This window comes from Saccharomonospora piscinae (assembly GCF_005862235.1).
Taxonomy (GTDB): Bacteria; Actinomycetota; Actinomycetes; order Mycobacteriales; family Pseudonocardiaceae; genus Saccharomonospora; species Saccharomonospora piscinae.
In genome coordinates this window covers 60866-76878 of record NZ_VCEK01000005.1, presented here as the reverse complement: position 1 = coordinate 76878, position 16013 = coordinate 60866, and the positions used below count along the sequence as shown (strand labels likewise).

General features: G+C 70.0%; 7 protein-coding genes. All 7 read right to left on the bottom strand.

Features of this window, described 5'->3' with window-relative positions; all coding sequences use genetic code 11:
- The 7 genes from FFT09_RS19855 to FFT09_RS19825 are packed head-to-tail and all read right to left on the bottom strand — an operon-like array spanning position 1 to position 15993.
- Positions 1 to 9369 carry a non-ribosomal peptide synthetase gene (locus tag FFT09_RS19855; RefSeq protein WP_138383632.1) on the bottom strand — a complete coding sequence of 3123 codons (9369 nt, stop codon included), beginning with the start codon at positions 9367 to 9369 and terminating at the stop codon, positions 1 to 3.
- A gap of 19 nt (positions 9370 to 9388) precedes the next feature.
- Positions 9389 to 10603 carry a cytochrome P450 gene (locus tag FFT09_RS19850; protein ID WP_138383631.1) on the bottom strand — a complete coding sequence of 405 codons (1215 nt, stop codon included), beginning with the start codon at positions 10601 to 10603 and terminating at the stop codon, positions 9389 to 9391.
- The gene (locus tag FFT09_RS19845) at positions 10600 to 11628 is read right to left on the bottom strand and encodes an isocitrate/isopropylmalate dehydrogenase family protein (protein ID WP_138383630.1); all 1029 of its coding nucleotides are present in this window, start codon (positions 11626 to 11628) and stop codon (positions 10600 to 10602) included. The genes FFT09_RS19850 and FFT09_RS19845 overlap by 4 nt, the downstream gene beginning before the upstream one ends.
- Entirely contained in the window at positions 11625 to 12779 is a 1155-nt protein-coding gene (locus tag FFT09_RS19840) for a pyridoxal phosphate-dependent aminotransferase (RefSeq protein ID WP_138383629.1), read from the bottom strand. Before FFT09_RS19840 ends, FFT09_RS19845 begins: the two co-directional genes overlap by 4 nt.
- Positions 12776 to 13381 carry a 3-isopropylmalate dehydratase small subunit gene (gene leuD / locus FFT09_RS19835; RefSeq protein WP_081193969.1) on the bottom strand — a complete coding sequence of 202 codons (606 nt, stop codon included), beginning with the start codon at positions 13379 to 13381 and terminating at the stop codon, positions 12776 to 12778. The genes FFT09_RS19840 and leuD overlap by 4 nt, the downstream gene beginning before the upstream one ends.
- Positions 13382 to 13402: 21 nt before the next feature.
- Positions 13403 to 14800: a 3-isopropylmalate dehydratase large subunit gene (gene leuC, locus FFT09_RS19830; protein WP_024876810.1), complete on the bottom strand. Its 1398-nt coding sequence runs from the start codon at positions 14798 to 14800 to the stop codon at positions 13403 to 13405.
- On the bottom strand, positions 14797 to 15993 hold the full coding sequence (locus FFT09_RS19825) for a LeuA family protein (RefSeq protein WP_138383628.1): 1197 nt from the start codon (positions 15991 to 15993) through the stop codon (positions 14797 to 14799). The genes leuC and FFT09_RS19825 overlap by 4 nt, the downstream gene beginning before the upstream one ends.
- Between the last annotated feature and the right edge of the window lie 20 nt (positions 15994 to 16013).

Sequence of the window (16013 nt, the reverse complement as noted above, 5' to 3'; positions counted from 1 at the left end):
TCACTCCCCCGATGACAGCTGTTCTAGCTCGGTCAGAACGCGCTCCTCGACGAGTTCGGCGAGGCCGCGCACGGTCGGGTGGTCGAACAGGTCGCGGGGCGACAGGTCGATCCCGAAGGTCTCGCGCACCCTGGACACCGCTCTGATCGACAGGATCGAGTCGCCACCCAGAGCGAAGAAATCGCTCTGCGCGCCGACGTCGGCCACCCGCAGCAGCTCGGCCCAGAGCGCGGCCAGGCTTTCCTCGGTGGCGGTCCTGGGCGGCTCGAAGGGCGTGCTGTCGGCCACGCGCCCCGACGGATCCGGCAGCGCCCGACGGTCCACCTTGCCGTTGGCGGTCAGCGGGAGCTGGCCGAGGACCGTGAAACTCGAAGGGACCATGTGCTCGGGCACCCTGCTCCGCAGGTGGGCCCGTACGTCGGCGAGGTCTGGCTCCGCGCCGTCGGGGACGAGGTACGCGGCGAGCCGCCGGATTCCGGTGCCGTCCTCGACGGGCACCACGGCCACCTCGCCGAGGTTCGGATACGTCCGCAGAGCGGCCTCGATCTCACCGGGCTCGACGCGGAAACCCCGGATCTTCACCTGAGTGTCGACCCGGCCGAGGAAGTCGAGAGTGCCGTCCGAGCGCCAACGCGCGCGGTCGCCGGTGCGGTAGAGCACGTCCCCGGGGTCGAAGGGACTGGGAACGAACCGTTCCGCGTTGAGATCGGGACGGTTGACGTAGCCCGCTCCCACCCCGTCACCCCCGATGTAGATCTCCCCCGGTGCGCCGACCGGAACGAGGGAACGTGTCTCGTCGAGGACGTAGACCTTCGTGTTGGCGATGGGGCCGCCGATGGGCAAGGTGCGATCCGCTGTGCAGTCGCCGTGGGCCACCCGGTGCACCGTGGTGATGGACGTGCATTCGGTAGGCCCGTACACGTTGATCACCTGTAGCTCGGGCACCTGCTCGGCGAGCTTGGCACAGTGCGAAGGCGAGAGCACGTCGCCACCGACGACGAGCTGCTCGACCCCGTGCAGCGCGCCGACGTCGGCGTCGACGACCTCGTGGAACATGCCGGTCGGCAGCACCAGAGTGGTGACACCGTGCCGGGACACGAAGGCGGCGAGCCCGTCGACGGTGAGCGTCTCCGGCGGGTACAGCGCCAGGCAGCCACCGCCCAGCAGCACGTTCCAGATCTCGAACGTCGAGGCGTCGAAGGAGATCGACGCGCAGTGCGCTCCGACGTCGCCCGGCCCCACCGGGCAGTAGTCGCCGGGCTTGACGAGCCGGACCACACCACGGTGCCGCACCCGCGCGCCCCTCGGGGTACCCGTGGAGCCGGAGGTGTACATCACGTACACCGGATCTTCGGGGGTGGCCCCGGTGTCAGGTGGCCCTGAGGGGTACGCGGGCAACTCCTCGTCGAGCCACACCAGCCTCGCCCCGGTATCGGGCAGCCGGTCGGCGTAGTCGGCGAGCGTGAGCACCACCGGGGCCGCGGTGTCGGTGAGCATGAACGACAGGCGCTCGGCCGGGTAGTTCGGGTCCAGCGGCACGTAGGCCCCGCCGGCCTTGAGCACACCCAGAATGCCCACGATGAGTTCGATACCGCGCTCGACGCAGAGGCCGACGGGCGTGCCGCGGCCGACCCCCAGGGTTCTGAGATGGTGCGCCAGCCGATCGGCCCGCTCGTCGAGTTCCCGATAGGTCAGTGTCGTGTCGCCGAACACCAGCGCGGGCGCGTCGGGTGCCCGGCGGACCTCGTCCTCGAACACCTCGTGCACACAGCGGTCGCGGGGGTAGGCGACGGCGGTCCGGTTCCACTCCGCCGTGATCCGGTCGTACTCGGCGGCGTCCACGGCGGGTACGTCGGCCACCGGACGTCCGCCATCGGTCACGAGACCGTCGAGCACCGTGAGCAGGTGATTGCCCAGCCGCTCGACGGTGGCCGCGTCGAACCGGGTGTCGTCGTAGACGAGGGTGCACGACAGCTCGTCGCCCGCGTATACGATCAGATTGAGCGGATAGGTGCCCACCTCGACCGTGCGCATGTCCCGCAGCCGCAGTCCGTGCTCGGCCGCGGCGTTGTCGTCGACCGGATAGTTCTCGAAGACCACGATGCTGTCGAACAGTGCGGCCCCGTCCGGCAGCGCGCTCTGTGCCCGCAGGTCGGACAACGCGACGAACTCGTGTTCCCGTCCCTCGACCTGACCAGCCTGGATGTCGCGCAACCAGTCCGAGACGTTGCGGTCCAGCTCGACGCTGACGCGAGCGGGCAGGGTGTTGATGAAGATCCCGATGATGGTCTCGGCACCGGGGAGGTCGGCGGGCCTGCCCGCGACGGTGGTCCCGAAGCAGACGTCCCGGTCACCGGAGTAACGCGACAGCAGCAGCGCCCATGCTCCCTGCACTACCGAGTTGATCGTGAGATGGTGTTCCCTCGCGAACTCGGCCAGCCGCACCGTGTCCTGGATAGACATACGCACGTCGGCGCGGGCCGCCGCCCTCGCGCGATGGGCGTCCGGTTGGGGACGGTCGTACGGCAGCGGGGTCGGGCTTTCCATTCCCGCGAGCACTCCGCGCCAGTACGCCTTCGCCCGTTCCACGTCCTGGTCAGCCAGCCAGCCGAGGTAGTACCGGAACGGCTGCCGGGGTGTCAGCTCGGTGACCGGGACCCCGGCGTGGACGGCGAACGTCTCGACCAACACCTGGAACAGGCTCCACCCGTCCAGGAGCAGATGGTGCGAGGCGCAGTGAACCCACACGGCGTCACGGGACAGCTTCGCGATCGTCAGTCTGGTCAGCGGTGCCCGCGTCAGGTCCATGCCCGTGGCGCGGTCGGCCGCGAGGTACTGCTCGGCGGCCTGGTGGAAGGCGGACTCCGACATGCCTGTCCAGTCCAGGTGGGTCACCGGAAGCTCGACCTCGGCGTGCACGAGCTGCACCGGTTCGGCAACGCCCTCCCACGCCAGTGACGTCCGCAGCACCGGGGTCCGGTCGACCACGGTCCGCCAGGCGTGCGCCAGGCGTTCCGGGTCGTCGACGCCGTCCAGCACGAACGCGAGCTGGCCGAGATAGGCGTCGGGGTTCACCAGCCAGTGGAACAGCATTCCCGACTGGATGGGCGTGAGCGGGTACAGGTCCTCCACAGTGCGCCCGTCACCGACCAGCCGGTCCACGGCGCGCTGGTCCACGACCGCCAGCGGGAAGTCCGACGGCGTCCGGCCACTCGCGTCGGGCTCGGCGCAGTGCTCGATGATCGCGCGCAGGGTGGCGGCCATCTCGTCGGCCAGCGACCGCACCGTGTCGGCACGGTGCGCCTCCTCCGAGTACACCCAGACGAGTTCGAGGCTGCCCTCGGCCACCGAGCCGACCACGTCCAGCAGGAACGGCCTCGCATTGCGCGGCCCGCGATCCGTGCCGACGTCGAAGGTGCGGCTCGTGAACAGCGAGCTCGCCTCGGAATCCCACTGCCCGAGGTAGTTGAAGCTCACCTCGGGCTCGGCCGCGGTGATCGGTGTGTCGGTGAGGTGGCGCAGCGCGCCGTAGCCGATACCGCGCCGGGGAACGTCCCGCAGCTGCTGCTTGACCGACTTGAGCAGGTCCCCGACCGATGCGGTGGGCGACACCGTCACCGGCACCGGATACACCGACGTGAACCAGCCGACGGTGCGAGAGAGATCGACCCCGGGGAAGAGATCCTCCCTGCCGTGTCCCTCCATCGCGATCAGCACCCGCTCACCGCCCGTCCACCGAGCCAGGACCCTGCTCAGGGCAGCCACCAGCACGTCGTTGACCTGGGTTCGGTAGGCGGCGGGAACCTGGTGCAGCAAGGCGTCGGTCTCGGCGGCGCTCAGCCGCACGGACACCCGCCGGGCCGAGCGCTCCTCGTTGGGCTGTCCCGCGTCGTAGTCGCGCGGCAGGGCCGGCACCGTCCCGACGGCGTCCCAGTAGTCGCGCTCGTCGTCGAAGCCGCCCGATCGCGCGTGCTCGGCCAGCAACTCGGCCCACCGCCGCAACGACGTGGTCTCGGGGCCGAGATCGACCGGCCTGCCCGAGGCGAGCCGACCGTAGGCCGTCGCGAGGTCAGTGAGCAGCACGCGCCACGAGATTCCGTCGACCACGAGATGGTGAATCACCAGCAGCAGCTGCTCGTCACGCACCATCACCGCCCTGACGAGCGGGCCGTCCTCCAGCCCGAGTGCCGCCTGCGCCCGTTCCGCGTCCAGCGTGGTCGCCGTCTCCACGACAACACGGCGCTGACCCGTGATCTGCTGGCGCCATCCGCTCTCGGTCCTGCTGAACCGCGTCGACAACGCGGCATGGTGGGACACGACCGTCTCGATCGCCGCCCGCAGCACCGTGGTGTCCACCCCGTCGCGCAGGCCGAGCAGCACCGACATGGAGTAGTGCGACGGCGAGGCGGTGCAGGTCTCGAAGAACCACCGCTGCACCGGGGTCAGCTCAGCGGGCCCGAGTGCGACGTCGGAGTACTGCGCCGGGTCCGTCTCCGAATCCGCGGAACGGACAGCGGGCGCGAGTGCCGCGATCGTCTGGCGCAGGAACAGGTCCTTCGACGTCACCACCAGCCCGTTCCTGCGGGCACGCGCCACCACCTGCATGCTGAGGATGGAGTCGCCGCCGAGTTCGAAGAAGTTGTCGAGCACCCCGATCCGGCTCAGGCCGAGGACCTCGGCCCACACCTCGGCCAGCCGTGTCTCGACGGTGTTGCGCGGGGCGACGAAACCGGTCCCCTCGGACATCTCCACGGGCAGCTCCGACAGGGCACGCCGGTCGACCTTGCCGCTCGACGTGACGGGAAACGCGTCGAGGACCCGCACGGCCGAGGGAACCAGGTACTCCGGCAGCCGAGCCCGCACGTGCTCGCGCAGGTTCCCGGGCTCGACCGCCCCGGCGGCGGTGGCCGTCACGTACCCGACCAGTCTGCGCAGGGCTCCGTCGACACGCGACACCACCACTGCGTCCGCGACGCCGGGGTGGTCGACCAGCGCGTTCTCGACCTCGGCGGGCTCCACCCGGAAACCACGGATCTTGAGCTGCGCGTCGACCCGGCCGAGGAACTCCAGCACACCCCCGTCGGTCCACCGCACGCGGTCGCCGGTCCGGTACAACCGCTCGCTCGGGTCGAACGGTGCGGCGACGAAGCGCTCGTCGGTGAGTTCGGGCCTGCCGACGTAGCCGCGCGCGAGGCCGTCACCCGCGAGGCACAGTTCGCCCGGAACACCGACCGGCACCGGGGCGAGTTGCCGATCCAGCACGTAGGCCCGCGTGTTGGCGATGGGTCTGCCAATGGGCACGGACGCCGAGTCGGCCGTCGTGATCTCGTGGCAAGTCGCCACGATCATGCTCTCCACGGGCCCGTACCCGTTCACCAGCCGCAGGTCCGGGTTGGCCCGCCGAGCCGCCGCCAGGTGGGGACCCGAGGCGACGTCGCCCCCGACGATCACCTGCCGGACGCGGGTCAGCGCCCCGGGTGCGTGGTCGACGAGCACGTTGAACAGGCTCTGCGGCAGGCAGAGAGTCGTCACCCCCCGCAGCTCGATCAGCTCCGCGAGTCGCTCCACCTCGATCTGCTCACCGGGATACAGCACGGACGTACCGCCGTGGAGCAGCGCTCCCCAGAGCTCCAGTGCCATGCCGTCCCACGACACCGACATGCACTGTGGAATCACCTCGCCCGGCCCGAACTCCAGGAAGTCGGTGCCGAAGAACGTGCGCACCGTCGCCCGGTGTGGCAGGGCGACACCCTTCGGCGTGCCGGTCGAGCCCGACGTGTACAGCACGCACGCGAGGTCGTCAGCCGTCACGGCGACCTTCGGGTCCACGTCGCTCTCCGCGTCGAGCACCGGGTCGGTCACGGTGACGACGCGACAATCCTCGGGCAGAGCAAACGCGGTCTCCACCTCGGCCAGCACCACCCGGGCTCCGGCGTCGGACAGCAGGAACGCCAGCCGCTCAGCCGGATACGCGGGGTCCAGCGGCAGGTAGGCCGCCCCGGCCTTGAGAATGCCGAGCAGGGCGGTGACCAGGTGCGGACCGCGCCGTACGCACACCGCCACCGGCAGATCCGGGCCCGCGCCGAGGGAGAGCAGGTGGTGGGCGACCCGGTTGGCCCGGTCGTCGATCTCCCGGTAGGTCCACGTCTCGTCGCCGTAAACCACCGCCGTGCGGTCCGGGTATCGCTCGACCTGCTCGGCGAACAGTTCGTGGACGCACGCCTGCGCCGGGTACGGCACGGCGGTGTCGTTCCACTCCCCGGTCACCAGGTGGTACTCCGCCTCGCCGAGCAACGGCAACTCCGACAGCGTCGTCTCCGGCGCGGCCGCGATTGCGCTGAGCAGCCTCGCCAAGTGACCCGCCATGCGCCGGATCGTGTCGTCGTCGAACAGGTCCGTGTTGTAGCCGATCCATCCGACGAGCCGCCCGTCTCGCTCGGCGTACTCGAACGTCACGTCGAACATGGTGGTCAGCCGTGGCAGCTCGTACTCGGTGAGCGCCAGCCCGCTGCGCAGCTCGGTGTCTTCGAGCCACGCGTTGTGCAGCACCATCATCGCCTGCACCAGCGGCGTTCGCCCCGCGTCGCGCTCGGGTGCCAGTTCCTCGACGACCAGTTCGAACGGCACGTGCTGGTGTGCGAACCCATCGAGCACGGTCTCCCGCACAGCGTCGACGAAGTCGGTGAAGGACAGTGTTCCGTCGACTCTCGACCGCAGCACGATGGTGTTGACGAAGAAGCCGACGAGCTCCTCCAGCTCGGGCCGGTCACGACCGGAGGTGACCGTGCCCAGCGCGATGTCCTCCGAGGCCGACCAGCGCGACAGCAGCACCTGGCTCGCGGCCGCGAGTGTCATGAACAACGTGACCCCGGCCTCGCCGCAGAAATCCTTGAGCCTGGCCAGGTCCTCGGCGGAGACCTCGAAACTCTCGGCGGCCCCGTGCCAGGTGCGCACCGATGGCCGTGGCCGGTCAAGGGGCAGTTCGAGCGGCTCCGTCCCTCCGAGCTGCGCCCGCCAGTAGGCGAGGTCGTCGGCGAGCGCCTCGTGCGTGAAGTGCTCGCGTTGCCATGCCGCGTAGTCGACGTAGTGCAGCGCGGGCTCCGGCAGCGCGGCGTCCTCGCCGCGGACCGCCGCGTCGTAGCAGGCGACCAGCTCGCGGGTCAGCACGTTCATCGACCACCGGTCCGTCACGATGTGGTGCAGCGTCAGCACCAGCGCGTGCTCCTCGCCCGACAGGCGGACGAGCACCGCGCGTACCGGCGGGCCGCCCCGGAGGTCGAAAGGCCGCCGCAGTTCACCGCGAACCAGGTCGACAGACGCCGCGGCGGGGTCCTCGGTGGCCGAGAGGTCGACGACCGACCACGAGGCCCGCGCGGAATCGCGCACGAACTGGACGCCCACCCCCTCCACCGAGGCGAACGTCGTGCGCAAAATCTCGTGCCGGTCGACCACCGAGTCCAGCGCCGAGCGCAGGGCCGCCGTGTCCAGCGGGCCCGTCAGCCGCACGCCCGCCGACACGTTGTACTCGGCGCTGCCCGGCTCGAACTCGTCCATGAACCACAACCGCTGCTGCGCGAACGACAGTGGCAGCGCTCCGTTTCTCGGCACCGCGGCGATGGGCGACGCAGCCTCGACCTCGCTTCCGAGATCGAGGCTCGCGGCGAGCCCCGCGACAGTCGGGTTGTCGAACACGGCCCTCGGCGAGAGGTCGACGCCGAACGCGGTACGAATGCGAGCGACGACCTGGATGTTCAACAGCGAGTCGCCGCCGATGTCGAAGAAGTTGTCCTCGACGCCCACCCGCTCGATCCGCAGCACCTCCTGCCAGATAGCGGCGATCCGGCGCTCGGTTTCGTCGCGGGGCGGGGTCCTGCCGGACGTGACGACGGCATCGGGGTCCGGCAGCGCCCCGCGGTCGACCTTGCCGCTTGCCGTCACCGGCAGGTTGTCGAGCAGCACGAACTTGGTCGGTACCAGGTGTTCCGGGACTCGTTGGCTCAGCGCACGCCGCAGCTCGGCCGCGCGCAACCCCTCCCCGGACGGCACCACGTAGGCCACCAGGCTGCCGGCTCTGGCCACCACCACCGACTGCGTCACCCCGGGATGCAGGCTCAGCGCCGCCTCGACCTCACCGGGTTCGATCCGGAATCCGCGCACCTTCACCTGGTCATCGGCCCGGCCGTGGAAGTCGAGCGCCCCGTCGGGTCGGATCGACACGAGGTCGCCGGTGCGGTAGAGCCGCTCGCGGGGATCGAAGGGCGACGGGAGGAACCGCTGCGCCGTCAGCGCCGGACGGTTGAGGTATCCGCTGGCGAGGCCGGTGCCCTCGAGGAACAGCTCGCCCTGCTCGCCCGCGTCGACGGGTCGCAGGGTCTCGTCGAGCACATGCACGCGTGTGCCGTCCACGGGGAATCCGATCGGCACACCGTCGACATCCGACAGTGGCGGACTCATCGTGGCGCACACCGTCGATTCGGTGGGGCCGTAGGCATTGATCATCGTTCGGCCCGGCGACCACTGGGCCACCAGTCCCGGCTGCACGGCTTCGCCCGCGACCACGAGGACCCGCACCGAGTCCAGTGCCCCGCCGGGCACCACGGCGAGCGCCGACGGCGGCAGGGTGAGGTGGGTGACGTCGTGCCACGCCACCGCGTCCGCCAGTGCCGTACCCGGCCGGACCTCGTCGGCGGGCTCCACGACCAGCGTCCCGCCCGTGAGCAGCCCCATGCACAGCTCCCACACGGACGCGTCGAAGCTCAGCGGAGCGAACTGCAACACCCGGCTACCCGGGCCCGCACCGAGGCGCTCCTCCTGCGTGCGCACCAGGTTCGCGATGCCGGAGTTACTGACGAGCACGCCCTTCGGCGTCCCGGACGACCCGGAGGTGTAGATGACATAGGCGGTGTCCGAAACGGTCCTGCGCACGTCAGGCGGCTCGGGCGATGCCGCATCGAGGTCGGGGGCGGCGCGGTCGAGCGCGAGATACTTCGCGCCGCGAGGCAACCGCTTCGCGGCGGCCGTCGTGGTGACTATTGACGCCGGCTCGGCGTCACCGAGCATGAAAGCGATGCGCTCGGCCGGGTAGTCCGGATCGACCGGGAGGAACGCGGCACCCGTCTTGGCCACCGCCACGGTCGCCACCACCGCGTCCACCGACTTCGGCAGTGCCAGCGCGACGATGTCGTCGCGCCCGATCCCGCGCTCGATCAGGATGCGCGCGAGTCGGTTCGCCCGCGCGTCCAGCTCCGCGTAGCGCACCGTGGTGTTACCGCCTCGCACCGCGGGCGCGTCGGGTGCCCGGCGGGCCCATGTCTCGAAGAGGTCGGCGACACCGCCGCGCACGTTCTGGTCAGCGAGCTGCTCCCGCATCGCCTTCACACTCTCCCGTTCACCGCTTGGTGGTCTGTCGCCAGTTGAGGTCGATCGGCAGGTTCCGATAGCCCTGCACGAGGTTCGAGCGCAGGCGGCTCGGCTCCGCGGCCAGCGCCACGCTCTCGACCCGCTGCGCCAGCACGTCCAGAAAGGCGCTGATCTCCAGTCGGGCGAGCGCCGCGCCGAGGCAGTGATGCGGGCCGTAGCCGAACCCGAGATGTTTGTTCGGCCTGCGAGTGGGCACGAACTCGTCCGCGTCGGCGAACACTCGCGTGTCGCGGTTCGCCGCGGGTAGCCACGCCACCACCGGCATCCCCTTCGGGACGCGTGTGCCGAGCACGGTGACGTCCTGGATGGCGGTCCGCAACACGTGCATCGCGGGCGAGGTCCAGCGGAGGACCTCCTCCGTGGCGAGGTGCGTCATGTCCGGCGCGGCACGCAGTTCGTCAAGGGCACCCGGCCGAGTGCTGAGTGCGTGGAACAGGCCCGCGATCGCGTGCCGGGTGGTCTCGTTACCGCCGATGAGGAGGTTGTCGCAGTTGATGAGGACCTCGGCCGGGTCCATGCCCTCGTCGTGGAGCATGACACTCACGATGTCGTCGCCGCGCTCGACGCGTCGCCGCTCGATGAGCCCGTGGCAGTAGAAGAGGATCTCCGAGTGCGCCTCTTCCGGTGTCATCCGGTCGAACGTGTTGTCCGCGCCCGCGAACGCGTGGTTGGTCAGCTCGACCATCATGCCGCGGTCCTCGGGCGGGACTCCCAGGATCTCGCACACGACGCTCGCGGGCAGGGACGGCGCCAGCACCGCGGCCACGTCCGTCCCCGGCTCACGAGCGGACTCCAGCAGCGCCGCCGCCTCCTGCCGAACGAACGCCAGCAACTCGGCTGCCTTCCCTCGGGACAGAAACGGCCCCATGACTTTGCGCAGCCGGGCGTGGTGGGCGCCGTCGCTGACGACGACCATGCGCCCGCCCGCCCGATCCGGGTGCCAGGCGTCGAAACCGATCATCATCCCGTACTCGGAGCTGAACGGCGTGCCCGGAGCGAGCACCTGCCTGCACCCCTCGTAAGAGAACACCGACCAGAAGCCGCTCGGCGACGTCCCCGGCCCGCTCCATACGAGGGCGTCGCGTTCGGCCCACTCCCGCCACCGGTCGAACCGGGAGTCGGTGAGATACAGATCCGGGTCTCCCAGATCGCGCTCGCCGTGCTGGATCTCCGTGCCCGTCATCCGACCTCCGCCGTGATCGCCGCGCCCACTTCTTTCGTGCTCGACTCACCACCCAGATCCGGCGTGCACGTCCCTGCCGCGACCGTCGCTCGCACCGCCGCGCGCAGCGCGTCTGCCTCGGCGCCGTGGCCGAGGTGGTCCAGCAGCAGCGCGGCCGAGAGCACCGACCCCACCGGATTGGCCCTGCCGGTTCCCGCGATGTCGGGTGCGCTGCCGTGTACCGGTTCGAACAGCCCCACGCCGTGCCGCGGATTGAGGTTCGCCGACGCCGCCGTGCCCGGACCGCCCGCGAGTGCGGCGGTCACGTCGCTGAGGATGTCGCCGTAGGAGTTGTTCGTCACGATGACGTCGAACGCCGTCGGGTCCTGGATGAGACGCATCGCTGCCGCGTCGACGTACAGGTGGCTGGTCCCGACGTCCGGGTGAGCCGCACTGACCTCCGACCAACGTCGCTGCCACAGCCCACCCCCGAATGGCACGGCGTTCGCCTTGTCCACCAGGCACACGGAGCGACGCGCGATCGCGAAGGCGTACTCCAGCACCCTGGTGACGCCGTACGCCGTACTGATGTCGCCATCGAGGGCCAGCTCGTAAGGCGTGTGCTCCCGCAGTACCCCGCCCACACCTGCGTAGGCGCCCTCGGTGTTCTCCCTGACCACGACGCAGTCGAGCGCTCGCAGGGCCGGATCACGCAGGGGGCTCAGCCGATCCGCCAGCAGCGCGGCGGGCCGGTGGTTCACGTACAGGTCGAGTTCGAACCGGAGCCGCAGCAACACGTCCCTGGCGTAGGACGGGTCCGGCACCTTCGGGTCACCCACCGCGCCGAACAGCACGGCGTCCGCCGACCGTGCTCGTTCCACCTCGTCGTCGGTCATCGCCACGCCGGTCCGCAGGAACCGGTCCGCGTTGACCTGATCGAGCACGTCGAGGTCGAGGCCCAGACCGAGCGTGGCAAGCACGTGGACTGCCTGGTCGGTGACCTCCGGCCCCACGCCGTCTCCCGGGATCACCACCACGGTGGTCATCCGGCCACCGTGCCGAACGCCGCCAAGCGCCGCTCGACCTCGTCGAGCGTCTCGCTACGCCGGTTGAACGCGATGCGCACGAGTTCGTCCCCTCCGGCGCCGGAGCCGAAGAAGTACCGGCCCGGAGCCACGACGATGCCCGCCTCCACCAGCAGGCGTTTGGCGAACTCGTCCGATGCCCGCTCGGTCACCGGTCGGATGTCCGCCAGCACGTAGCAACCGCCCTCCGGCACGAGGCATTCGAGTCCGGCCCTGGAGAACAGCTCCACCACCCGGTCGCGGTTGCGCTGCATTCCCGCGGTGGGATCCCAGTCCCGCTCCGTGAGAGCACCCGACTGAACGACCGCGCGTTGCAGCGGCCCCGCCGCGCCCGCAGTGGTGGCGATGTGCACGCGCCGCAACACCGACGACAGGGCGGGATTCGCGCGGACGAACCCGATCCGCCACCCGCTGATCGCATGACTCTTCGAGAGGCTGCCGACCACCACGCTGCGGTCCCGCAGACTCGGGATTTCGGCCACCGACACGTGCCTGCGGCCGTCGAACACGTACCGCGCGTAGACCTCGTCACTGATCACCGTGGTGTCGTGGCGCTCGCACAACGCCCCGAGCACATCCAGTTCCTCCCTGGTCAGTACGTGACCGGTCGGATTGTTCGGCGTGTTCACCACGACCGCCTTCGTGCGCGGTCCGAACGCGGCGGCAAGGTCGTCCGGGTCGACCCGCCCAGCCGAATCGGCCCGCACCCAGCGGGGTAAGCCACCGCTCAGCGCGATCCCCCCGAGGAAGTTCTCGTAGCTCGGATCGAAGACGATCACTTCGTCGCCGGGGTCCACGACCGACAGCAGCGCCACACAGAGGCCCTCGCTGGCACCGACGGTGACAGTCAGCTCCGTCTCGGGGTCCACCGGATCACCCGCCGCACCGAGCGCCGCGGCGATCTGCTCCCGTAGGGCCCGCACACCCTCGGGGCTCTCGTACTGGTTGTATCCCGCGACGGCCGAGGCCGCCTGCGCGACGAGGTTTTCCGGCGGTGCCGGCCACTCCGGTGTGCCGACGGCCAGGTCCACGGCTCCGTACTCGCGGCCCGCTCCGAGCAACGAGGTCAGTCCACCGGTGGGCAGCCGCTGAGTTCTCCGCGCGGCCCTCATGAGACGCGCTCGGCCGACATCCGGGGCAGCCACGGCCGCCGGTGACTCTCGTACTCCGTGATCGCCGTGTCGTTGCGCAACGTCAGCTCGATGCCGTCGTAGCCGTGGCACAGCAGGTACCGCGCCCGCTCTTCGATCTCGAACGACCAGCTCGACATGCCCGCGCTCACCGTGCAGGACACCAGATCGACGGTCACCTTGTGGCCCGCGTCCGACTCTGCGGCCACCATCAGCTCCTCGACCGCCTCCGGGGGAAGGGACACGACGACCAGGCCGTTCTTCAGCGCGTTGCGGGTGAAGATGTCGCCGAACCCGGGCGCTATCACGATCGAGAAGCCCCACTCGCGCAACGCCCACACGGCGTGCTCCCGCGAGCTGCCGGTCCCGAACCGCGGCCCGGCCAACAGCACAGTGGCGTCGGCCACCGCCGGGTCGTTGAGCACGAAGTCAGGGTCGGAGTCCCGCCATCGCGCGAACAGCCCCTTGGCGAACCCGGAACGGCCGGGAAGCCTGCAGTAGTCGGCCGGGATGATCTGGTCGGTGTCGACGTCACTGCGCCGGAGTACGGCGGCACGTCCGGTGTGGACGGTGATCGGGTCCATGCTGTTCTCCCTCGGGCGGGTTCACTCCAGTTCGTGGGGCGCGGTCAGCCGTCCCCGCACCGCCGTCGCCGCCGCGACGGCCGGGGACACGAGGTGGGTCCGCGCGTCGGGACCCTGCCTGCCCTGGTAGTTCCGGTTCGACGTCGAGGCGCAGCGCTTCGGGCCACGAAGCCGGTCGGCGTTCATTCCCAGGCACATCGAGCAGCCCGCGAGCCGCCACAGCGCTCCCGCAGCGCGGAAGACCTCGGCGAGCCCCTCCTCCTCCGCCTGCTGCCGGACGGCCATCGATCCGGGCACCACCAGCATCTCCACACCGGGCGCAAGTTGCCTGCCACGCAGTACCTCGGCGGCGGCGCGCAGATCCTCGATCCGGCCGTTGGTGCAGGAACCGAGAAAGACCACGTCGATGTCGAGTTCCCGCATCGCGGTGCCCGGCTTGAGCCCCATGTACTCCAGTGACCGCAGGGCCGCGGCACGGGTCTCGTCGGGCAACGACTCGGGGTCGGGCACCACCCCGGTCAGCGGCACGCTCTCGCTCGGGTTGGTTCCCCACGTGACGAACGGCGCCAGCCCATCCGTGTCCACCGTCACGACCCGGTCGAACACCGCGTCGTCGTCGCTGCGCAGCGTCCGCCAGTACTCGACGGCATCCGACCACGCCTGCCCGGTCGGTGTGTGTTCCCGCCCCTCAAGGTAGGCCAGGGTGACCTCGTCCGGCGCGATCATCCCCGCACGGGCGCCCGCCTCGACACTCATGTTGCACAGCGTCATCCGGCCTTCCATGGACAACGCGCTGACGGCGGGACCGCGGTACTCGATCACGTGCCCCTGCCCACCACTGGTACCGACCTGCGCGATCATCGCGAGAGCCAGATCCTTCGCCGTCACGCCGACGGGTGGTTCGCCGACGAACTCCACGAGCATCGTCCGAAACGGGCTGATCTCCAGTGTCTGCGTGGCCAGGACGTGCTCGACGTCGCTGGTCCCGATCCCGAAGGCGAGCGCGCCGAACGCACCGTGTGTGGAGGTATGGCTGTCGCCGCACAGCACCGTCATGCCGGGCTGGACCGCGCCGATCTCCGGCCCCACGACGTGCACGATTCCCTGCTGCGGCCTGCCGTGCTGGAACAGGCGGATGCCGTGGTCGGTGCAGTTGCGCCGCAGCATGCCCACCTGCATGTTGCTCACCGGATCGCGGATCGTCAGCGAGTCGGTGGGCACGTTGTGGTCCTCGACCGCCAGGGTCAGGTCCGGGCGGCGGACGGTGCGCGACGTGTCACGGATGCCATCGAACGCCTGCGACGACGTGGCCTCGTGCACCAGATGCAGGTCCACGTACAGCAGGTCCGAACCGTCGCCGGCACCGCTGATGACGTGGCTTCGCCACAGCTTCTCCGGCAGAGTCAGCCCACCGCTCACCGCAGCGCCGCCGCTTCGTCTCTGCCCTCGATGTGCTGACCGATCAGGGACTCCATCGTCTCCAGGTCATGACACTCGCCACTCTCGTTGCCGAGGACGTACTCCGCGTACATCCGGTCCACGAAGGCCTCGTCGTCGACCGGCGTGCCCAGCCTGTCGAGCAGGTACCGGATGATCGCGCGGCCGGAGTGCCTACCCACCATCAGCTGCCGCCGCCTGCCGAACACCTCAGGTTCGAGGTACTCGTACGTCTCCGGCCTGCGCAGGATGCCGGCCTGGTGAATGCCCGCCTGAGTGGCGAAAGCGTTGACCCCGACGACCGCCTTGTTCCGCAGAGGCGGAAGGCCGATCGTCTCGGCCAGCACCTGGTAAGCCGGAAAGAGCCGCTCCGGCTTGACGGTCGTGCGGACGCCCAGCGACGCGCCCTTGTAGACGAGCGCGGCGACGATCTCCTCCAACGAGGCGTTGCCCGCCCGTTCGCCGATTCCGCCGAGCGTCGCTTGCACCTCGTCGGCGCCCGCTGTCACGCCTGCCAGGGAGTTGGCCACGGCGAGTCCCAGATCGTCATGGCAGTGGGTGGCCACGACGACCGGCCGGGGCGCCCATTCCCTGATCTTCGCGATCAACTCGCCGAACTCGCCCGGCAGCAGGCAACCACACGTGTCACCGACCGCGATCGTCGTCGCGCCGGCCTCCAGCACGGTATCGACGAGGCCGTGCAACAGGTCGTCGGTTCCGCGGGTGGCGTCCTCGATAGCGACCGAGATGTCGGTGATGCCCAGACCGCGCGCGAACGTGATGGTGTCGGCCATCTCCCGCTCGCCGTCGGCACGGGAGATGCCCCGCTTGTGCTCAAGATGGATGTCGCTGCCGGTCGCCAGGACCTGGATCTGATGGTTGTCCACGCCACCGGCCCGCACCGCGGCCTCCACGTCGTCACGCACCGCGCGAACGAACGTGGCGAACCGCGCGTTGGTGAGCTGCTTCGACAAGGAGCGCGTCGCCTCGAAATCACTCGCCGAAGACGCCGGAAAACCGGTCTCCACGATATCCACGCCGAGCCCGTCGACGAGCGCACCGAGGCGCAATTTCTGCTCCGGCCGCATCCCGTTTCCCGGAGCCTGCTCGCCGTCTCGCAGCGTCGTGTCAAAAATGGAGATTCGGCGTAGGCCGGACGTCTCGGTCGCCGCCATATCCGTCGCCACCTCTCTGC